This is a genomic window from Lacrimispora xylanisolvens (genome assembly GCF_002934545.1).
GTDB classification, from domain to species: domain Bacteria; phylum Bacillota; class Clostridia; order Lachnospirales; family Lachnospiraceae; genus Lacrimispora; species Lacrimispora xylanisolvens.
Window position 1 is genome coordinate 37198 of the sequence record NZ_PTJA01000002.1, and the last position, 20875, is coordinate 58072.

13 protein-coding genes and 1 riboswitch are annotated in these 20875 nt (G+C 44.0%); of the genes, 10 read left to right on the forward strand and 3 right to left on the reverse strand.

Annotated features, from left to right (window positions below):
* Positions 1-2: 2 nt before the first annotated feature.
* Positions 3-896 carry an alpha/beta hydrolase gene (locus BXY41_RS03535; protein ID WP_170072190.1) on the reverse strand — a complete coding sequence of 298 codons (894 nt, stop codon included), beginning with the start codon at positions 894-896 and terminating at the stop codon, positions 3-5.
* A 198-nt stretch (positions 897-1094) separates the two neighbouring features.
* Between BXY41_RS03535 and BXY41_RS03540 the strand changes: the two genes are divergently transcribed.
* Together BXY41_RS03540 and BXY41_RS03545 are read left to right on the forward strand one after the other, a co-directional pair.
* Entirely contained in the window at positions 1095-3020 is a 1926-nt protein-coding gene (locus BXY41_RS03540) for a proline-rich domain-containing protein (RefSeq protein ID WP_104434743.1), read from the forward strand.
* A 173-nt stretch (positions 3021-3193) separates the two neighbouring features.
* A riboswitch (glycine riboswitch) is annotated at positions 3194-3288 on the forward strand.
* A gap of 103 nt (positions 3289-3391) precedes the next feature.
* Positions 3392-4756: an alanine/glycine:cation symporter family protein gene (locus BXY41_RS03545; protein WP_104434745.1), complete on the forward strand. Its 1365-nt coding sequence runs from the start codon at positions 3392-3394 to the stop codon at positions 4754-4756.
* Position 4757: 1 nt separating this feature from the next.
* Here the strand turns inward: BXY41_RS03545 and BXY41_RS03550 are convergent, their stop codons facing one another.
* Both BXY41_RS03550 and BXY41_RS03555 read right to left on the reverse strand, forming a co-directional pair.
* Positions 4758-6089, reverse strand: coding sequence for a serine hydrolase domain-containing protein (locus BXY41_RS03550; RefSeq protein ID WP_104434747.1), 1332 nt, complete (start codon positions 6087-6089; stop codon positions 4758-4760).
* A complete protein-coding gene (locus BXY41_RS03555; protein WP_170072192.1) occupies positions 6082-8343 on the reverse strand; it encodes a helix-turn-helix domain-containing protein in 2262 nt (753 codons plus the stop codon). The genes BXY41_RS03550 and BXY41_RS03555 overlap by 8 nt, the downstream gene beginning before the upstream one ends.
* A 338-nt stretch (positions 8344-8681) precedes the next feature.
* On the opposite strand from BXY41_RS03555, the gene BXY41_RS03560 reads away from it, so the two are divergent.
* The 8 genes from BXY41_RS03560 (at position 8682) to BXY41_RS03595 (ending at position 20871) form a co-directional block, all read left to right on the forward strand.
* Positions 8682-10274 carry an extracellular solute-binding protein gene (locus tag BXY41_RS03560; RefSeq protein ID WP_104434773.1) on the forward strand — a complete coding sequence of 531 codons (1593 nt, stop codon included), beginning with the start codon at positions 8682-8684 and terminating at the stop codon, positions 10272-10274.
* A 17-nt stretch (positions 10275-10291) separates the two neighbouring features.
* Positions 10292-11251 carry an ABC transporter permease gene (locus tag BXY41_RS03565; RefSeq protein ID WP_104434775.1) on the forward strand — a complete coding sequence of 320 codons (960 nt, stop codon included), beginning with the start codon at positions 10292-10294 and terminating at the stop codon, positions 11249-11251.
* A 12-nt stretch (positions 11252-11263) separates the two neighbouring features.
* Entirely contained in the window at positions 11264-12100 is an 837-nt protein-coding gene (locus BXY41_RS03570) for a carbohydrate ABC transporter permease (protein WP_104434777.1), read from the forward strand.
* Positions 12101-12172: 72 nt separating this feature from the next.
* Positions 12173-13711 carry a glycoside hydrolase family 43 protein gene (locus BXY41_RS03575; protein ID WP_104434778.1) on the forward strand — a complete coding sequence of 513 codons (1539 nt, stop codon included), beginning with the start codon at positions 12173-12175 and terminating at the stop codon, positions 13709-13711.
* Entirely contained in the window at positions 13662-15437 is a 1776-nt protein-coding gene (locus BXY41_RS03580) for a family 43 glycosylhydrolase (RefSeq protein WP_170072194.1), read from the forward strand. The genes BXY41_RS03575 and BXY41_RS03580 overlap by 50 nt, the downstream gene beginning before the upstream one ends.
* Entirely contained in the window at positions 15427-16074 is a 648-nt protein-coding gene (locus tag BXY41_RS03585) for a rhamnogalacturonan acetylesterase (protein WP_242980030.1), read from the forward strand. Before BXY41_RS03580 ends, BXY41_RS03585 begins: the two co-directional genes overlap by 11 nt.
* Positions 16075-16084: 10 nt before the next feature.
* The gene (locus BXY41_RS03590; RefSeq protein ID WP_242980031.1) at positions 16085-17872 is read left to right on the forward strand and encodes an ABC transporter ATP-binding protein; all 1788 of its coding nucleotides are present in this window, start codon (positions 16085-16087) and stop codon (positions 17870-17872) included.
* 140 nt (positions 17873-18012) lie between these two features.
* Positions 18013-20871 (forward strand): penicillin-binding transpeptidase domain-containing protein, encoded by a 2859-nt coding sequence (locus tag BXY41_RS03595; RefSeq protein WP_170072196.1) that lies wholly within the window; start codon positions 18013-18015, stop codon positions 20869-20871.
* The last annotated feature ends 4 nt before the right edge of the window (positions 20872-20875 follow it).

Consider the following 20875-nt stretch of genomic DNA (forward strand, 5'->3'; position numbering starts at 1 on the left):
TATCAGAATGGGAGCTGTTTTTTCAGCCATGCACTGGCAAGTTGGAACCAGGTCTCAACTTCTGGAGATATCTGGCTTGGAGTGTTGGCTGTTACCTGATTTGCCAGAGCCAGTCCATGCTCTCCTTCCTGGAAGATATGGAGTTCGTAAGGGACATGGTGTCTGGCCATCTCAAGTGCAAATACCAGAGAGTTTTCGGAGTAAACCAGCCCATCCTCTGAAGTATGCCACAAAAAAGAGGGCGGAGTATTCGAAGAGACAAACCGGGAGGGGCTGAAAGTCTGGATCACACTCTCTGTGATCTTTTTCTCTCCGGTCAGAGCCACATTTGCCTGGTCCATAAAATCAAACATCTGTTTTTTTGACTCATCTTGTGCCAATTCGGCCGATTTCTCCTTCATCACCTGATAATCCAGCAGACCATATGCGAGAATCAGTGCGCTTGGCCGGATCTCTTCCGGACGGGCCGCTTCAGGCGAAAGAGATTTTCCCAGCTCTTTTTCATGCCAGTGTAGGCCAAGGCTGGCAGCAAGGTGAGCGCCTGCGGAAAAACCACAGATCCCAATCTTATCAGGGTCAATGAGCAGGTGTTCGCAATTCTGCCTTAAGTACCGGACCGTCTGAGCCAGTTCTTTTATCGCAGTGTCAGCCACTCCGATTCTGTTTTCCGCCGGATTACCGGTTGTATATCTTAATACAACGGCATGATATCCCATGGATAAGAATTTAAATGCGATGGGTTCCGCTTCCCGGTCAGAGGTGAACAGATAGCCTCCCCCAGGCGCAATTACTATTACTGGACGTTTTTTACCGGGTAAAAGCTCTTTGGAATCCTCGATCAGGTACGCGGTAAAAAATCCAGCAGTTTCATTAAATTTGTGTGTTTGAATAATCAAGATGTCAGCTCCTTCCATTAAAAATATTAATGTATTCATTGTATCAGATACCATTGACAATCACCAGGTTTTAAACCAGAACACTGAACTATCACAAATCTTTCACAGAATGAAAATAATTATTTAAGCTGTATTTCAGGTTTGTAATATACAATGTTTTCAAAATGAAAAGTCAATAAGTCAGAGGAGGCAGTAAATATGCATTTTAACAGATTTAATAAAACAATGGCTGGAATTTTAGTCATGACGATGGTGGTTTCCATGGCGTCACAGACAGTAACGATTCATGCTGCAAATACAACACAGGTAACAACTCAGTCCTCAGAGCCGCCCGCAGGTGGACCCGGTGGCCAGCAGCCGCCCGAAGGGGCTCCAACTGGTCAACCCCCTGAAAATGGACAACAGCCACCCGAAGGAGCTCCAACAGGTCAACCTCCTGAGAATGGCCAGCAGCCGCCTGACGGAGCACCTGCCGGTCAGACACAACAGGGGGAAGAAAAAACTCAGGGTCAGCAGCCCTCTGACATGAATCAGGCGCCTCCTGGAGGAGTGGGAGGTGCAGATACCATGACATTTGATTATAAGGGTAGTTATACGGCTGCGCTGGTAGCTGACGGGAAAGAGGTTTCCTCTGATAAAGAATCCATCACTGCTTCAGACCCAGACCAGAACGCTGCACTGGTTCAAAACGGAGGAACTTTAACCATTACAGAGGGTACATTACAGAAATCCGGTGATGATACCAATGGAGACAATTGTAATTTTTACGGTCTGAATTCCATTCTTCTTGGGGTAAACAGTGATTCAAAGGCATATATATCTGGAAGTTCCTTAAGGGCTGACAGTGAAGGGAGTAACGGTATCTTTTCTACCGATAATGCTGTGATTTATGCCAATGACAATCAGATTTCTACCTCTGCCGGCAATTCCAGAGGTTTGGATGCTACCTATGGAGGTACAATCATAGCGAATTTAATGGATATTTCCACCAAAGGGGATCATAGTGCAGCCATTGCTACAGACCGGGGAGGCGGAACCATATCCGTTACCAACAGTACATTATCTACGGAAGGATCGGGATCTCCTCTTCTTTATTCCACAGGTAATATTGAGGTAGACAACGTTACTGGTTCATCAACAGGCAGCCAGATTGCAGGAATGGAAGGGCTTAATACAATTCGTATTTATCATTCCAGTCTTACCAGTGCCAATACAGGTAAAACAGCCAGTGATCCGGTTGCAAACGGAATCATTATCTATCAGTCAACATCAGGAGATGCGGAAGCCTCCACTGGTGAAGCAGCAACCTTTGAAGCAGCAGATTCCACATTAAAAAGCGCAGTAAAAAGTGGTTCCATGTTTTATAGTACCAATACAGAAGCCAATATTGTGCTGAGCAATACAAAACTGGATTTTGACAGCGATAATGCAGGTCTGCTCACTGTGGAGGGCAATGATTCCAATAACTGGGGAACTGCCGGAAGCAATGGTTCAAAAGTGAAATTTACCGGATTAAACCAGACACTAAACGGGACAATTTCAGTTGATACCATCAGCAGCCTGGAACTGTATCTTCTTGAAAATACAACCTACACCGGTTCAACTGTAATTCAGACCAATTCTGTGAATACGAAGACAACAGAGTCACCTGTTACCGTCAATCTGGACAGTACCTCCAAGTGGGTGCTTGTAAAGGACTGTGAGATCAGTAATCTGAACGCCGAAAAAGGCGCTTCTATTGTGGATGAAGATGGAAAGACAGTAACCATTGTAGCAAATGGAAAGACAGTGGTAACCGGTACAGGTTCCCGGACTCTGACTGTTACAGGAACTTATACAGAGACAATAACAACAGACACCAGCAATGCTTTAAGTACTTCCTATTCAGACAGATCTGAATTTGACAAGTATTATGGAATTTCCACTACATTTGGTGAGAATATTGCTGCAAAGGATGGGAAAGCTGAGACATCTGCGGAAAGCCAGTCTGAAGCCGAAAGCCAGGCAGGTAACCAGGAAGAAACGTCTCAAAATAGTCCTGGTGGCATTCTGGCAGTAATCGCATCGGTTTGTGCTATTATTGGCGTTGGAGGCGTTTTGGCTTACAGAAAGAAAAGAAAATAAAGTATCAGGAGGAAAGAAAGTTAAGCATAGACTTGACATTCTTAAGAGCCTATGTTAATGTGATAAAGTGAAAAAGTAATAAACCAACAAGCGAAGTTCGTAGGAAAATGACGATTGTCTGCCGAAGGAGTAACACTCTCAGGCATCCGGAGTACCGGATAAGGACTATGAATGGATGTGGCTCTGGAGAATCTCATGAATGAGTGCCGAAGGTGCAAGGCGCGGGAAACCGCGTTAATCTCTCAGGCAAAAGGACAGAGTTTAAGTTCAAACGTTTAGCGGCAGTGATGCCCTTATTTGTTTGCTTTCAGAGCCAAATCATCCCGTATGGTTTGGCTTTTTTTATTAAACAAAAAGAGAGGGTCTATCACATGGAACAATTTACACAGCTGGTCGATCAAGTCAGCGGCATTGTCTGGAACAGCATTTTACTGTATCTGCTGGTTGGAACAGGTATTTTATTTACTGTCCGCACCCGGTTTGTACAGGTCAGAAAATTTGGAGAAGGATTTAAGCGGATGTTCGGCAGTTTTAAGCTGAACGGCGAAAATGCCGGCAAAGACGGAATGTCCTCCTTTCAGGCATTAACTACGGCAATTGCAGCCCAGGTAGGTACGGGTAATATTGCAGGCTGTGCCACAGCACTTTATTCCGGAGGACCTGGAGCAATATTCTGGATGTGGCTCAGTGCCTTTTTTGGAATGGCGACCAACTATGGAGAAGCTGTTCTCGCTCAAAAATATAAAACTGTCAATTCCCATGGTGAAGTGACAGGGGGTCCGATTTATTATATCAGAGCCCGTTTTAAAGGAACTGCCGGTAAGATAATGGCTGTATTTTTCTCTCTGGCAATCATTTTTGCACTGGGATTTACCGGTAATATGGTTCAGGCTAATTCCATCGGTCTGGCGTTTCACACCGCATTTGGTCTGGATCCCCTGATTGTTGGTATCGTCATTGCTGCAGTTGCGGCTTTTACCTTTATGGGAGGAGTAAAACGGATTGCTTCTCTGACTGAAAAACTGGTTCCGGCCATGGCTGCTTTTTATATAATCGGCTGTCTGATTGTGCTGGTAATAAACCGTAGCGAACTCCTGCCGGCTTTGGAGTCCATTCTGATTGGTGCATTCCGCCCCCAGGCACTGCTTGGCGGTGCAGCAGGAATCGGAGTTCAGAAAGCCATGCGCTATGGCGTTGCAAGAGGTCTTTTTTCCAATGAGGCAGGTATGGGTTCAACGCCTCATGCCCATGCAATGGCAAAGGTGGAGAAGCCTCAGGATCAGGGTGTTATGGCCATTATGGGCGTATTCATTGATACCTTTGTAGTACTTAATCTCACCGCACTGGTAATACTTACTTCTGGCAAACTGGCACCAGGGGTGGAGGGAGCGCCTCAGGGAACCGCCCTTGCACAGGCAGCCTTCAGTCAGGCGTTTGGTTCCTTTGGCAACGCTTTTGTAGCAATCTGCCTCCTGTTTTTCGCATTTTCAACAATCATTGGCTGGTACTTTTTCGGTGAGGTAAATGTGAAAGCACTTTTTGGACCGAAAGCAACCAAGGTATATGCGTTGATCGTTGTACTGTTCCTGGTGCTTGGATCATTTCTAAAGGTTCAGCTGGTCTGGAATTTATCTGACCTTTTTAACGCACTTATGGTATTTCCAAACCTGATCGCTCTTCTGGCTTCCTCTGGTATCGTAGCCAGAGCTGCCAGGGGAGAAGATATCATGAAATAATCTACTCTTTGAATCCGGTTAAAAATCCGCTGAATTCATGGAAAAGAGTTTCTTCTATCTTTTTCATCCATACGGTAATACCGTCTTCTGACAGAGTTAAAAGGATATGGATGGAACCCACGTATTCTCCCACAACGGAAACAGGGAGATAAAGTGTTCTGGAATCTGCCCACAAAGCTTTGACTGCAATTCTCTGTTTGTAGCCATTTAAGATGCTGACAGCAGGTTCTGTAAAGGAAAAAGAGAATGTGTATGTCTTATCCGGTCCGGACAGGGTAAGACTGCCTTCTTTGGAGTCAAGGGAAAGGGCAAGCCTTGTAAATCTCTGACGGCCGGGCAGAAGGCGGTAAACGGCGTTTAAATGAGAGGGACCGGAAAAGACAGGAAAGCTGGGAACCGGACTTAGAAATTCCTTTAGTCCATCCCGAACCAGATCCAGTATTTTTTGTTGTCCCCCTCTGATATTCTGAGTATTTGCCGTAATGACTATGACCATATCCAGCTCCGGATAAAAAAGCACATACTGACTTCCCATACCATACATGGCAAAGCCATTCCGGATCTGCCATATCTGATAGCCGTATCCCTGCTTCTCATCTAAGGTCTGTCCGAAATGAATGGTGGGAACCTGAAAGGAAACGGCATCTCTTAAATAATCTGCAAAAACCCCCGTCCCATGTTTCAATGTATTCATACAGAATCTGCCAGTCTTTAATAAATCAAGGGAATAGGCCATCAGGCCGGAGCCGCCCATTTCACTACCAAAGGGATCTTTTATAATATACGCATCTTTGGAAAAATCAAGTTTATCCAGACATTTCTCTCTTAAATAATCAAGAACTCCTTTTCCTGTCAGTTTTTTTACAAGTGCTGCCAGCGTATGGGCAGCGGAAGTATCATAGAGAAAGGTTTCCCCGCTTTTATGGGTAGGCGGAACCAAAAAGAAGCTTTCCACCCAGTTTTTCTGCCTGTCAATCTTATAGGTGGTTGAAGAGTGGCAGGTCTGCATCATCAGCATTTGCTGTATGGTCATATTCATGAGCCAGGGACTTTTCGTTTCAGCATCTGAGTATTCCGGGAAATAGCCGGTTATAGGATCTGAAAGGGAAATCAGACCGTCCTCAAGAAGATATCCCACTGCCAGGGAGCAGAAGCTCTTTGTGATGGAGAACATGCGGTGAAGGTCCTGTTTTGTATAAGGTGCCTGATAGTTTTCCGTAAGAAGAGTTCCGCCCTGTTCAGCCAGAAAACTATGAATGGGAAGCCCGCTTTCTTTCAGTCTGAGCCAAAGCTGTTCCATGTGTTCTTTTGATGGTATCTTGTTGTTATGCATTTACCTTATCCCTCATTTCCTTCGGTGATACACCAAAATTCTTTTTAAATGCCCTCCTGAAAGAGGCGGCATTGTTATAACCAAGATATTCGTATAGCGTGGAAAGACTGGTATCAGTTGTTGATATGATCTCCTTTGCCTTTGCCATTCTAAGTCGTTCTAAGTAAGTGGAAAAATTCTCGGACACCTCTCTTTTAAAGAGATAGCTGAAATAATTTTCCGAAATACCAAATATATCCGATATTTTTGTCAGGCATAAATCTGGATCATGGTAATTATTGACGATATAATCCTGTATTTTAATAATCAGCTCGTTGCTTTCTGTTTCTGTTCCGCAGACATCACAAAGCTCTAATGCGATGGTTTTTAAGCTGTCAATACTGATTTCTCCTTCAAACTGTTTATCAATCATATCAAGCAGTTTCAGCCTGTCTTCTAAAAGACCTTCTTCTGTAATGCTATGTCTCTTTTTAAACACAGTGGAACGAATATCCGATAAAAGCCATTTTTGCTGGGTAAAGGAAAGGCTGCGTCTTGATGTATTCTCATCCCGTATCAGCTTAAAAAGCTCCTTTACCTGTTCTTTGTTACCGGTGGAAATAAAACCGCTCAGCTGAATGGACAGACTTTCCGGATAATAATAAACATCATTGGATTTTGTAAAATCATAGCGGCTTAAAATATATTTTTCCGTAGTTGTGATGGATTTGGCTTCCTTTGCCTGCTGATAGGATTTCCAGGTATAGGAAATCAGCCCGTTACGTGCGCCCAGCCCGCCGCGGATCCAGATTCCATATTTTTGCAGAAGTTCATTATGCATAGAAATAAAGGTATTTCTGCTCTGTTCTAAAACCTGTTCAAAATGTAAAGATTCACCAGACGCAATCAATATGGCAAAAGCCCGGTCTGAAGGCTTGTAAATATATCCGGTATCCGGGTAATAGCGCCGGAGGGCTTCTCTCACCAGCATATCGTAATTTTCAAAGCACAATTCCAAATCCTTGGTACAGATATGGGATTCCTCAGATGGGGATACTTCTGTATACAAAACGTGGAATTTAGTGTCAGGGCGTTCCAGACCAAGTTCATCTATGATATACTGCATCTCTACGTTATTGGTAATGCTGCCTTCCATGATCCGTCGCATATAGGACTCAGCCACAACCGGTTTTTGCTTTTCCACAAGCAGGTTTAAGGAGCTTGCCAGCGATTCCTTTAGGTTCAGTTCATTGGACAGCTTTAAAATCTTTTGATTTCCAAAGGATGAAAAGATCACAGCCAGGATTCCCCCAAGAATGATGGCTGCCAGAGTCACGGTTGTAAAAAAACGCTGATAGGGGGTGATGGAGTAGTAGGCTTCTTCCTCCGGCTGTATCAGGTAGTAATTCCAGTTACTATAGGAAGAAGATACAGTAGTGATCAGCATTTCCTCCCTGTTACTGCCCTGGGTAAAATGTGCGATATTATGTTCAAAGTCCATATTTTTCAAGGTTTCGTATTCAATAACAGGCCCGCCTCCGGAGAGAAGGAACGTCTGATTGCCGTTTTTGTCGTATGCAACCAGATACCCGTTATGATATAAATTAATATTTGAAAAAAATGCCATAATTTTTTCGTGTTCAAACTGATAGCAGATCACGGAACTGCTGTGATTGGCCACCTGAGAGGCAGATGTCAGAGGATATAGGTACAAAAAGTTTTTTGACGAGGTGCCAAGTTGTTCAAAAGGAATAAATTTGTTCCAGTAAGACGGATCTACCAGTATTTTTGATAACTGGGCTGGATCGATTGGATACTTTGTATTATTCCAGATAAAGAAATCGAAATCCGAAAAAAGAATGGGGGAGATGGCATAGCTGGATTTCTCTATATAAATGAAGGAGTTGTTTATTGGCAGCAGAAATTCCACCGGTGTAATGGATTTAAGACTCTGCTGGGTCTTATAACCAAGATAATAAAACGAAGAATCCCCCCTGTTTACTTTGTTGATCAGGTTATTAAACAGGCTGTTGGTGGTAATCTGCTTCACGGCTGCATTGGTAAGCTCCATCGTATTGTCCAGCTGTTTAACAGAGGCAGACAGACTGAGCCGGTTCTGCTGATAAATACCGTTTTTTACCTGACGGTAGGAAAGAGAGTAAAGAATTACCCCAATCAGAAGAATGATTGCCAGAATCAACGTATAGGACAGCATCAGCTGATTTTTATAGGACATATTTCTATTATGTTTTAATGTGAGTTTGCGATTTTTCATATGCACCATTCCTTTTTTCATATTGAAAATTATAGTATGAAACGGTACTAAAATCAATCAAATCCACTTCTTACATGAAGAACTGTACATAGAACGTAAAATATGTACTCAAAACCGATCCCAGTCGCTTCCTATATAATAATGTCGAATGGGAGAAGGACTAATACCGGTAATATAAAATGTGCATAATAAATAGCTTGGAAAACGGACTGTTTAGCTAAAAATGAACAACGATAGTAAATAATGCGCGTTGATATTGTGTGTATGAGATGCTATGATGGCAATGCGAAAAGGTGCGCACCACCAATAATAAAAAATTATATATAGGGAGGTTTCAAATGAGAGTAAAAAAAATGCTTGCAGCTGGTATGGCGGTTACCATGGCTGCATCAATGGCTTTAAGCGGCTGTTCCTCATCTGCCAAATCTGGAGCAGATGTGACGAAAGCCGGTGGGAATACGGAAAGCAGCTCTTCAACAGGAGAGAGCAAAGCGGAGAATGAAATTAAAAAACCGGAGAAGATTACCATTATGGTAAATGCAACAGTTATGACAAAACAAAATAACAGAGATGCATTTGAAAAAAGATGGGAAGAACTGACCGGGATTGATTTAGAGATTGTACAGCCGGATCATGATGCTTACTTTGATGTTCTGGGTCAGACGTTTGCTTCCGGTCCAGAGAACTGGCCGGATGCAATTATCCTTGCTGGCAGCTTCTATACCGGATATGCGGAGGAAGGTGCACTCTGGGATATGACACAGGCATGGGAGAATTCAGAACTTAAGTCATCCGGACGTTTTACCGGGGATGATGTTGTAGACAATATGAAGATTGACGGAAAGCTCTACGGATTTCCGGTTACCAGAGGAAACGGCTGTGTTACATATGTAAAGAAGAAATGGCTGGATAACTGCGGACTGACTGCACCTACAACTTATGATGAATATTTAAACATGCTGAAGGCATTTACAGAGGGTGATCCGGACGGCAACGGAGTAAATGGAGATACCTATGGTTTATCAGCTGCCGGATTCATCGGATCAGAAGAGCCATGGACCAATTATCTGCCGGAATTCTATCAGGACGCGTATCCTTCCTTTGCAAAGGGGGAAGACGGTGTCTGGTATGATGGATTTACCAAGGATAACTTTAAGGATGCGCTGCAGCGTATGAGAGAAGCTTATGCAGCAGGCTATATTGATAAGGAAACCTTAACAAACGGAACAAAAGACTGCCGTAATAAGTTTTACGAGGATAAATTCGGCGTATTTACTTACTGGGCAGGCACCTGGGCAAGCAATTTAAAGAACAATCTGGAATCAAACGGTCATGACAGTGAACTCATTCCATTAAAACCGATTAAAGAGGTTGGTACTTATGTGGAAAGAACGGCTCCGGTCTGGGCAATTACTTCTTCCTGTGAAAATCCGGAAGGCGTATTTAAATACCTGATCGAGTCCATGTTAGATGGCGGTGATATGGAAATGCTCTGGACCTATGGAGTGGAAGATGTTCACTGGTCAAAGAAAGCAGAAACAGTTCTTGACAAGGCATATAATGAGGGTGAATTCCATTTAAGAGAAAGTCTTGAAAATCCTGGAACACAGTACACCAAACAGCATCTTGATCCAATGCTTTCCATCGCAACCTGGGAAGGGGATCCTGGAAAGGCTGCAGTAAAAGATGAGGCAAAGAATGCCCAGACTGTATTTAATGAAAACTGCCGTCAGGCAACCATCACTCCTTCTACCGAAGAAATGGCTACCTACAACGGAGATTTAATGACACTGAAGAAATCCATTATTGCAGATGTTGTCGTACAGGGTACTTCCATAGACGAAGCATTCAAGCGTTTCGAAAGCGATGGCGGTGTAAAATGGTCACAGACAATCGTGGATTCACTTAACAAGAAAGAATCTGCAAAATAGATTTAGAAAGGTTTCCTATGAATAAAAAGATGAAAGGGCCTGCAGCGTATGCTGCAGGCGAAAATAAACGGCCGTTGCTTGTTTCGCTCCATTATTACAGGGGATTTTATGTGATGTTTCTTCCTGTTCTGATTTTTGCACTGGTGTTTCATTATCTTCCCATGCTGGGCATCAGATATGCCTTTTATTCCTATAAAGGAATTAAAGAACCCGTATTTATCGGTCTGGCACATTTTGAAAAGATGATGAATATGCCGGGCTTCTGGAGTGCATTTGGGAATACCATTGTCTTAAGTATTGTGAAGCTTCTGCTGAATACCATTATGGCCGTTGTGCTTTCTCTTATGCTCAATGAGCTTCGGTCTGCGACCTTTAAAAAGATCACACAGACGATTGTGTATCTGCCGCATTTCATGTCATGGGTTGTTACTGCATCCGTTTTTTCCCTGATTCTTTCTCCTACCGGGGCCGGTCTTTTAAATGCCGTGCTGATCAGGCTTGGAATTTTAAATGAGGGAATCTATTATCTTGGAAGTCAGAACTGGTGGCGGCCGATGTATTATGTGATTAACGTCTGGAAGGATACAGGCTGGGGAACGATTATCTTCATGGCTACACTTTCCGGAATCAATCCGGAGCTTTATGAGGCAGCTTCCATGGATGGAGCAGGGCGGTTTAACAGGCTTCGTTACATAACCATGCCGGCACTTAACAACACCATTATTACAGTCCTGATTTTAAATCTTGCCAAGGTAATGAATCTGTTTGAATCTGTATTCGTTATGCAAAACGATGCGGTTCGCCAGCAGGCAGATGTACTTCAGACTTATATTTACACACAGACATTTAATTCCGGCGCTCTGCCTGATTATGGCTATACAACAGCAGTAGGTCTGATTTCCTCGCTGGTGGGCTGTTTCCTTGTGCTTCTCTGCAACAAGGCAAGCTATAAAGTTCGCGGAAGAGGAATTGTGTAGGGAGGAGAAAACATGAAAAAGAAAGCAACCGCATTTGACTATATGCTGGTGATCATATTTGTACTCATAAGTCTTATCATGATTATCCCGATCTACAAGGTTCTCATTGACTCCTTTGATTTAAAGACAGCTTATGGTATGAAACTGTTTCCGGAAAAATTTGGTTTTGCAGGTTATGTCTCTGTATTTACCAATCCGACTTTATATAAGCCGTTTCTGGTTTCTATATTTACAACCATAGTGGGGACGATTACTGGACTGACCGTGGCAACACTGGGCGCTTATGTGCTGATTCAGTGGAAGATGCCGGGAAGAACGCTGTTTGCAAATATTATGCTGTTTACCATGATTTTTAACGGCGGTATGATTCCCACCTATCTGGTAATGAAGTCATTTCATCTGACCAATACCTTATTTGTGGTAATACTTCTACCGGCTATTAATGTTTATAATATGGTACTTATGAGAAATTTCTTTGAGGGTATTCCAGCCAGCTTATTTGAATCAGCAGAAATTGACGGCTGTCCTCCTATGGGAATATTTTTAAAAATTGTCCTTCCATTATCAAAGGCTGCACTTACTGCAATTGGTCTGATGTACGCTGTATCTTACTGGAACGATTATACCAATTATAAACTTTATATCACAAATGATAATTTATATAATTTTCAAATGAAGTTAAGATCTGTTATAATGGGAAGTGATTTGCCCCAGGCAATTGGCGGTGCAACTGAGAACACAGTAAAGAACGCAGCTGTTATTGTGGCGATCCTCCCCTTCATGATCATTTATCCATTCTGCCAGAAGTATTTTATTCAGGGTGTTAATATTGGTGCCGTAAAGGAGTAACGATCAGGCAGAAAGAGGGGCAGAATTTCTGCTCCTTTTTTCACATGAACTATATTATGGGAGGCAATTGCGATGTCCATGTATCAGAATCCGGTTTTGTATGCCGATTATTCAGATCCCGATGTAATTCGGGTAGGAGAAGATTATTATATGGTAGCTTCTTCTTTTACATATCTTCCAGGTGTACCTCTTCTCCATTCCAGGGATCTGGTTCACTGGGAAATCATCAATCACTGTGTGGATTCACTGCCCTTTGAAAAATATGATCTGCCATCTCATGGCTCAGGAACCTGGGCACCCTCCATCCGTTTTCATGAGGGTACCTTTTACGTATTTATTCCCCTTCCTGATGAAGGGATTTTTGTAGCCACATCAAAAGATCCATATGGAGAATTTAAACTTCACTGCCTCCATGAGGCGAAAGGCTGGATTGATCCATGTCCTTTCTGGGATATTGATGGAAAAGCGTACATGGTATTTGCCTATGCCAACAGCCGGTGTGGGATCAAGCACAGACTGGATCTGGTAGAAATCGACCCTCTATGCAGAAATATTATTGGAGAGCCGGTTACTATATTTGACGGGGAACAGATTGCTCCCACAACAGAAGGACCCAAGATGTATTATGACCAGGGATATTATTATATTCTAATGCCGTCTGGAGGAGTTTCAACTGGCTGGCAGTCTGTATTGAGAGCGAAAGCTGTAAAAGGGCCATATGAATACAAGATTGTGATGCATCAGGGAAATACATTCGTAAACGGGCCTCATCAGGGCGGCTGGGTCATAGCACCTGACGGCAGGCACTGGTTTATTCATTTCCAGGACGTCAATGAGCTTGGAAGGATTGTTCATCTGCAGCCTATGTGCTTTCATAATGGCTGGCCTTTTATCGGAACGGATCAAAATGGAGACGGAATCGGAGAACCGGTTAAGGAGTGGAAGGTTCCCACAGAAGGGCAGCCAGAGTACAGAATTGCCCAGTCAGATGAGTTTAATGGGAAAAGCATCGGCCTTCAGTGGCAGTGGCAGGCAAATCCCCAAAAGTCCTATTATTCGCTGGCAGGGCATAATGGAATCCGTCTGTTTTGTATGAAGAACAATACCAGAGAAAATTACCTCTGGTATGCACCCAATGCCATGACTCAGATCCCCCAGCAAAAGACTTTCACAGCTGTCACAAAGGTACGCCTTAACTGGGAAGCGGAAGGGGATATGGCATCCATAGGAATGATTGGACATTCCTATGCCTATCTGGCTCTGGAGCGGACCATTGATGGCAACAGTCTTATGCTGTACAAAGGAACCGTAACAAAAAAGGAACTGCTTGGAGAAGCACGGGAAATTCTTGAAACTTCCAGTCCTTATGAGAATGATACGGTGTATCTGCGTCTGGAGTTACTTGCTGATAAAACATACCGCTTTTCCTGGTCACCGGATGAAACCAGCTATACCTCCATTGGAGATTCACAGCCCCTATGCCGGGCGACCTGGACAGGTGCAAAGCTTTGCCTGTGGAGTGCCAATAAAAACAACGTAAGATCAGAAGGGTATGGGGAATATGAATTTATACACATCAAAGACGGAAGCGGCAGCAAAGAGGGCGTTTGAGGCAGCAGAGCGGGGAGAGTATGAGACGGTTGTCCACCTGATTGATCACAGTTTCAATACAGAGGACTGCGATGAGAATGGGAACAGTCTTCTCCATTATGCAGTAAAAGGGAAAAACCAAAAACTGGTGGAGTATCTGGTGGAGCGCTGCAACATGGATCCCACATGGGCAAATCAGTCCATGTGCACGCCATATGATCTGGCGGCAGGGTCGCCCATGGAAGAGTATTTTAAACGTATATGCGGTTTTTCCTTAGAGGAATCATACCGCAATCCTGTTTTAAGGGGAATGCACCCGGATCCCAGTATTGTACGTGTGGGAGAAGATTATTACATGGTACATTCCAGTTTCCTGTTTTTTCCCTGCATTCCCATCTCTCATTCCAGGGATTTGATCCACTGGAAAACAATCGGTTACGCAGTTACAGATGAGATATGGGCAAAAGAATTTCTGGGAGATCTGGAAGGAGGAAGGGGATTCTGGGCGCCTGATATCAGCTTTTCCAATGGCAGATTTTATATCTGTGCAACTCTGCGCAATAATGATGATGCGCCTTATATTCAGACGCAGATGATCACCAGTTCCACTCATCCAGAAGGTCCTTATGAGACTCCGTTCATTCATAATCTCTTAGGGATTGATCCCTCCCTTTTTACGGATGAGGATGGAAAACGGTATATGCTGATTAACCGTGGAGCAAGAATAGTGGAGATTTCCCAGGATGGAAAACAACTGCTATCCAAACCGGAACTGATCTGGTACGGGCATTCCGGTCATGCGCCGGAGGGACCTCATCTGATAAAAAAGGATGGGTATTATTATTGCTTTCTGGCAGAAGGCGGAACTGGAAAAGGCCATATGATTACCGTTGCAAGATCCAGACGATTATTTGGACCCTATGAAAACTGCCCTTACAATCCAATCATGCATCAGTGGGATGAAATGGGTGCCATACAGTGCTGCGGCCATGGAATGCCGGTTGAGACACCAGACGGCAGATGGTTTATGGTATATTTATCTTCTCGTTTCATTAATGGGGCATGGGGAATGCTGGGCAGAGAAACCTGCCTGGACGAAATCATCTGGACTGCAGATGGGTGGCCTGTGGTAAATAAAAGAAAAGGTCCTTCCTATTTGGAACGGGTTCCATTTCCCAAAATGTACGAAAAGCCAGCGGCAGTCAATACGAAAGAGGTCTGGCTATCCCCAAGGACAAGAGACAGGAAACGTGTCTGGACAGGGGAAGATGGAACGCTGTGGATCAGAGGTGACGGATTTGATTTATGCAGCAAAAAGTGCAATAGCATGCTACTTAAATTTCAGCCGGATTTTAGCTTCGCAGCAGAGTTTGAGATGTGGATACCAGAGGAAGAGAAATCGGAATTCACCTCCGATGCAGGTGTGACCTTGTACTATGATGAAAACACCTACATAAAATTTGGTGTAACAAAAAATCAGATATTTGTAACGGAATATGTGGATAACGCTTATGTAAGGACAGAAAAGAAGGATTTTTCTTTTGAAGGGCGTGTTTTATTCCGCGTTGAGACAGATGGTCTTAACAGAACCTTTCTATTAAATAATAAAATCCTGTGGCGGTGGACTGATGTGACTTCTATCTGTTCGGAAGGTCTGACAAAAGGAAAACGTTTTACAGGAGCAGCTTATGGAGTGTACGTAAATGGCAGCAATCTTTTATGCTGGAGACAGCACAGTGAAATTTAATAAAGCTTCCACATATCCCCAGACAGGGATATCCCAGGCGATGCTTCTTTATCTGGCAGATGGTGTGGAGATGAAAAGCTATGCACAAAATGGGAGAAGTACGAAATCATTTCTGGATGAAGGCCGACTGGCTCTCATGGAAAAAGAAATGAAAGAGGGAGACTATCTCTTTATACAGTTTGGTCACAACGATGAAAAGGATGATCCGGCCCGCCATACTGACCCGGATACCACATTTAAAGAGAACCTGATGAAGTTTATTCAGGCGGCAAGAGAAAATGGCGCTTATCCAGTGCTCATTACTCCCATCGCCAGAAGGCATTTTAATGACCAGGGTAAATTTCTTCCCGGCAGCCACGGAGCCTATCCGGAGGCGGTCAGGCAGACAGGAAAAGAAGCCGGCGTTCCGGTTATTGACTTAACCGCTATCACAGAGACTTATCTTAACGCAGTGGGAGATTTAGCCTCTAAAGCATATTTCATGTGGCCTGGGGATAATACCCATCTAAAACCTGAGGGGGCTGTCATCATGGCAGGGTTTCTTTCCGAAGAATTGAGAAAGCTTGGGTCACCTTATGCAGATCTGTTAGACAGCAAAAACGTGGTAATAGAGAATCAGGGGCTTGATGTTTCCTAGGGAGAAGACGATGGATCAATATGAGAAAATGGAACACCGGTTTATTGACTGCTATAGGAAGTACAGGAATCATTCGGTTATGGTGCTGCTTGGATTTTATAAAGGGCAGTACCATAAGTTTCTTCTGTCCACTTTCTTTTTTGTAATCAAGCATGCACCCAGTCTCTTTGCTGCGCTTCTGACTGCCAATGTAATCAACGGAGCCATAGCAGGAGGAGAAGAGGGAAAGCGTCAGATCCTCTTAAATGTTGCAGTCTGGATTGGGCTTTTAGCAGTGCATCTTCCTGCAAACTGGCTTCACAACAAGTACAAAAATCAGGTTATACGAAAAACTGAAGCCGGTTTAAGAGGAGCTCTGGTCCGGAAACTTCAGGAATTGTCCATTCCATACCATACGCAGATACAATCAGGCAGGCTTCAGTCCAAGATCATACGTGACGTGGAAGCAGTGGAGACATTGTCCTCCCAGCTTTTTGTTAATCTCATGAATATTTTGATGAATCTGGTCATCACTCTGGGAATTACAGCCGTGAAAAACAGGTCAGTGCTCCTGTTCTTTCTTCTGGTGGCTCCGGTGACCGCTGTGACAGTCGTTGCATTTCGCAAACGGATTCACAGTGAGAACCGGGCGTTCCGACGTGAGATGGAGGAAACCAGTGCCCGTGTGATGGAGATGGTGGAGCTGGTTCCTGTTACAAGAGCCCATGCCCTTGAAAAACAAGAGGTGGATAAAATCAAAGAACAGCTGGAAGAAACGGCAGACAAAGGATACCGGCTGGATATGGTGCAGGCTCATTTCGGGGCTGTGAGCTGGTGTGTATTTCAGGTATTTCAGGCACTGTGTCTGGGGTTCTCCGGATATATGGCATGGAAAGGCTCCATAAAGATCGGCGATGTAACCTTTTACCAGGCAAGCTTTACCACGGTAGTCAACCAGTTTGCGGGGCTGATTAATCTGCTTCCCATACTGACCAAGGGACTGGAATCCGTTTCTTCCATCGGCGAGGTATTAATTTCCGATGATGTGGAGCATAATGAGGGAAAGAGGGAACTGAACCAGTTAAAGGGCAGATTTAGGTTTCAGAATGTCGCATTTTCCTATAAAGGCTCCAATGAACCGGTTTTATCGGGAATTGATCTGGAGGTGAAGGAAGGAGAGACCATCGCTTTGGTGGGAGAGTCCGGTTCAGGAAAGACCACCATATTAAATCTGTTAATTGGTTTTATAACACCAGGCGGCGGCAGGCTTTCCATTGATGGAACGGATATCAGTGAAATTAATTTAAGAAGCTACCGGAGATTTATCTCAGTGGTACCCCAGACCCCCATTCTCTTTACCGGTACGGTAAGGGAAAATATCACTTATGGTCTTACCAATGTATCTGATGAAGAGGTGAATCATGCAGTGGAAGCCGCAAATCTTAAATCAGTGATTGCGAAGCTGCCCAATGGTCTTAATACCATGATTGGAGAACATGGAGCCAATTTAAGCGGAGGTCAGAGACAGAGAATTTCCATAGCCAGGGCGATTATCAGAGATCCCCGGGTGATTATACTGGATGAAGCGACCTCGGCTCTTGATACCATATCAGAAAAGGAGATTCAGGATGCCCTCAATGAGCTGATTAAAGGAAGAACTACATTTATTGTTGCACACAGGCTTTCCACAGTAAGAGGGGCAGACCGGATCGTGGTTTTAGACCAGGGGAAAATAAGGGAAGAAGGAAGCTACCAGACGTTAATGGAGTTAAAAGGGGAATTCTATGAAATGGAGCGGCTTCAGATGGCATTGCGATGAAAAAACGGTTTACATCTGAATCGATCCGGTGTATAATCAAATCTTACATACGTAGTAATTTATCTGTATACAGGGAGGGTATAAAGTGTCCCTGTTCCTTTCATATTATAAATATTACAAGCGTAAGAATAAGGAGAATTATGCGCCGCAATCATCTATTTAAGAATAAAAGCTTACCTGATATTTCATTTCAGATTCCCAGATTGCTGATATTGGGATTATTTTTTGGATTTTTATTATCATCGCTGCTGGTAAGATTATACCACCTGCAGATTATGGAGGGAGCTGCCAGCCAGGAGGAATTCATCACCTCCATTATGAAAACCCAGAGGCTTCCCGGGAACAGAGGGAACATCTATGACAGGAACGGAACGCTTCTGGCATCAAACCGCCTTTCCTATAACATTACTCTGGAAGATTCCGGAAATTATAAGAATCAGAAAGAGAAACAGAAAACATTAAACGGAATCGCCTATCAGCTGATTGGTCTTGTGGGAGATGAAGATAAGTTAAATGTCAGTCTTCCCATTGTGGTAAACGAAGAAGGAAATTATCAATACTCGGTGGATGGCTGGAAGCTGAGCCGCTTTAAGGCTGACTTTTATGGTAAGAGCCAGGTTACGGATCTGACGGAAGAGCAGTCACAAAAGACCGCCGATGAACTGATGCAGGATCTTTGCGGAAAGAAGAAGTTTATGATTGATTCTTCCTATCCGGAAGAGGAGCAGAAATTGTACAGGCTTCCTGCGTCCTTAACACCCAAAGAGATCTTACAGATTGCCAATATTCGTTATGGTCTTTCCTTAAATTCTTACCGGAAATACCTGCCGTATCTGGTGGCCTCCGATGTATCTGACAAAGCCATGGTGGGGGTAATGGAACAAAAGCACGATCTTCAGGGAGCTGATGTGGAAAACAGCAGCATCCGGGTGTACTATGGCGGAGAAAGCATGTCTTCTATTTTAGGATATACAGGTGGCATATCAGCCGATGAGCTGGCTGCCGTTGGGGATAATAACGGTATTTATTCCAATCAGTCCGTAATCGGAAAAAGTGGAATTGAAAAATCCATGGAAGAATGGCTGAGAGGACAGGATGGAACTCAGGAATTTTATACCGACGTGGTAGGAAATCCGAAGACAGAACCAGTTATTACCAACAGCCCCGGAACTGGCAAGGATGTTTACCTAACGGTGGATAAAGGTTTGCAGGATGCAGTATATCAGATGCTGAAACAGCAGATAGCCGGAATTCTCCTTGCCAATATGGTGGAGACCAGAAGGGCAGAAATGCCAAAAGCAGCCGATGCCTCCCAGATCCGGATTGCTTCCGACGAAGTGTACTATGCGTTGATACAGAATCATGTCATCGATACGGAGCGATTAAAAGCTGAGAATGCAACGGATCTGGAAAAAAAGGTTTATGGAGATTTTAAACAGAAAAAAGAAGCTGTGATTGGTCAGCTTTCAGCCGCCTTCGACGCATCAGGTGCCTCTTACCAGGCACTTGGTCCCCAGATGCAGGGATACCTGGATTTTCTGGTCAGCCAGGCCCGTAAAGATCAGTTCCTGCTAAATGGAAGCGGCACATGGGACTGGAAAGAAAAAAGCTTACGACAATACCTGACCGAATCCATTGCAGCAGGTCATATGGATTTAAGCCGCCTGGAAAACAATGAAAAGTATACGGAGATCCAGGATGCAGAGCGCCTTGCGGAAGAAAAGATGTTACAGGATATCACCGAAAACCGTGATTTCGAACAGAAGATTTATCAGGCGATGATTGGAGAAGGATCCCTTAGCGGCAGAGAGACAGAGCAGCTTCTATATGAACAGGGAGTTCTGTCAAAAGATGATCCGGACTACCCTCTTCTTATGAATGGTCAGTTAAGTCCCTATCAGTTTATCCGTAAGAAAATTACCAATCTGGAGATTACACCGGCTCAGCTGGCGTTAAATCCCTGTTCCGGGTCAGCTGTTGTGGTCAATCCCCAGAACGGTGAGGTCATAGCCTGTGTCAGTTATCCGGGTTATGACAATAACCGGCTGGCGAACCAGATGGATACCTCCTATTACCAGCAGCTGGAACAGGATTTATCCCTGCCTCTGTTCAACCGTGCCACCAGCCAGTTAACGGCACCCGGATCTACCTTTAAACCGGTTACGGTCATTGCCGGATTAACGGAAGGTGTGATTCAGACGGATACCAGTGTATTATGTACTGGTGCATTTGACAAGGTGGAACCGCCTCTGCGATGCTGGAAACGTTCCGGCCACGGTGTGATTTCTTCCAGTGCCGATGCACTTAAAAACTCCTGTAACGTATATCTGTCAGAAATCACTTACAGGCTGGGAACAGGAACAGATGGAAGCTTTTCAGAGGATAAAGGACTTGGCTCCTTAGTTAAATATGCCCAGCTTCTGGATCTGGATAAGAATACAGGAATTGAGATTGGAGAGGCAAAACCTCATGTAACAGATCAGTATGCCATTCCTTCATCCATCGGTCAGGGAACTCATAACTACACCACATCCCAGATAGCCCGTTATACAGCTACGCTGGCGAACCATGGTCAAAGTTATCAGCTGTCTATGATTGGCAAGATTACTGATGGAGACGGCTCAGTGGTAAAATCCTTTACTCCTGCCTTAAACAGTACAGTAAGCTTACCGGAATTTGTATGGAATGATGTGGCAAAAGGTATGAACGAACTGGTAAAATCCAATGCAAACTTAAAAGATTTAAAAATTGATGCAGCAGGAAAAACCGGTACGGCAGAGGAATCAAAAACAAAACCAAACCATGGTCTTTTTATTGGATATGCACCCCTTGTGAATCCACAGATTGCCATAACGGTAAGAATCGCAAACGGATACAGCTCCGGTAATGTGGTAGGCGTAGGAAAAAATATATTTAATTATTATTTCCATCTGGAAGATACCGAGAAGATTTTAACGGGTACGGCTTCCGGTGTATCCAATAACCTTCGTACGGATTAAAGGA

Excerpts from the sequence above, each read along its gene's own strand:
- BXY41_RS03555 (WP_170072192.1), bottom strand. The coding sequence starts at position 8,343 with ATGAAAAATCGCAAACTCACATTAAAACATAATAGAAATATGTCCTAT.
- BXY41_RS03580 (WP_170072194.1), top strand. The coding sequence starts at position 13,662 with ATGAATTTATACACATCAAAGACGGAAGCGGCAGCAAAGAGGGCGTTT.
- BXY41_RS03540 (WP_104434743.1), top strand. The coding sequence starts at position 1,095 with ATGCATTTTAACAGATTTAATAAAACAATGGCTGGAATTTTAGTCATG.
- BXY41_RS03565 (WP_104434775.1), top strand. The coding sequence starts at position 10,292 with ATGAATAAAAAGATGAAAGGGCCTGCAGCGTATGCTGCAGGCGAAAAT.
- BXY41_RS03570 (WP_104434777.1), top strand. The coding sequence starts at position 11,264 with ATGAAAAAGAAAGCAACCGCATTTGACTATATGCTGGTGATCATATTT.
- BXY41_RS03545 (WP_104434745.1), top strand. The coding sequence starts at position 3,392 with ATGGAACAATTTACACAGCTGGTCGATCAAGTCAGCGGCATTGTCTGG.
- BXY41_RS03590 (WP_242980031.1), top strand. The coding sequence starts at position 16,085 with ATGGATCAATATGAGAAAATGGAACACCGGTTTATTGACTGCTATAGG.
- BXY41_RS03550 (WP_104434747.1), bottom strand. The coding sequence starts at position 6,089 with ATGCATAACAACAAGATACCATCAAAAGAACACATGGAACAGCTTTGG.
- BXY41_RS03575 (WP_104434778.1), top strand. The coding sequence starts at position 12,173 with ATGTCCATGTATCAGAATCCGGTTTTGTATGCCGATTATTCAGATCCC.
- BXY41_RS03595 (WP_170072196.1), top strand. The coding sequence starts at position 18,013 with ATGCGCCGCAATCATCTATTTAAGAATAAAAGCTTACCTGATATTTCA.
- BXY41_RS03560 (WP_104434773.1), top strand. The coding sequence starts at position 8,682 with ATGAGAGTAAAAAAAATGCTTGCAGCTGGTATGGCGGTTACCATGGCT.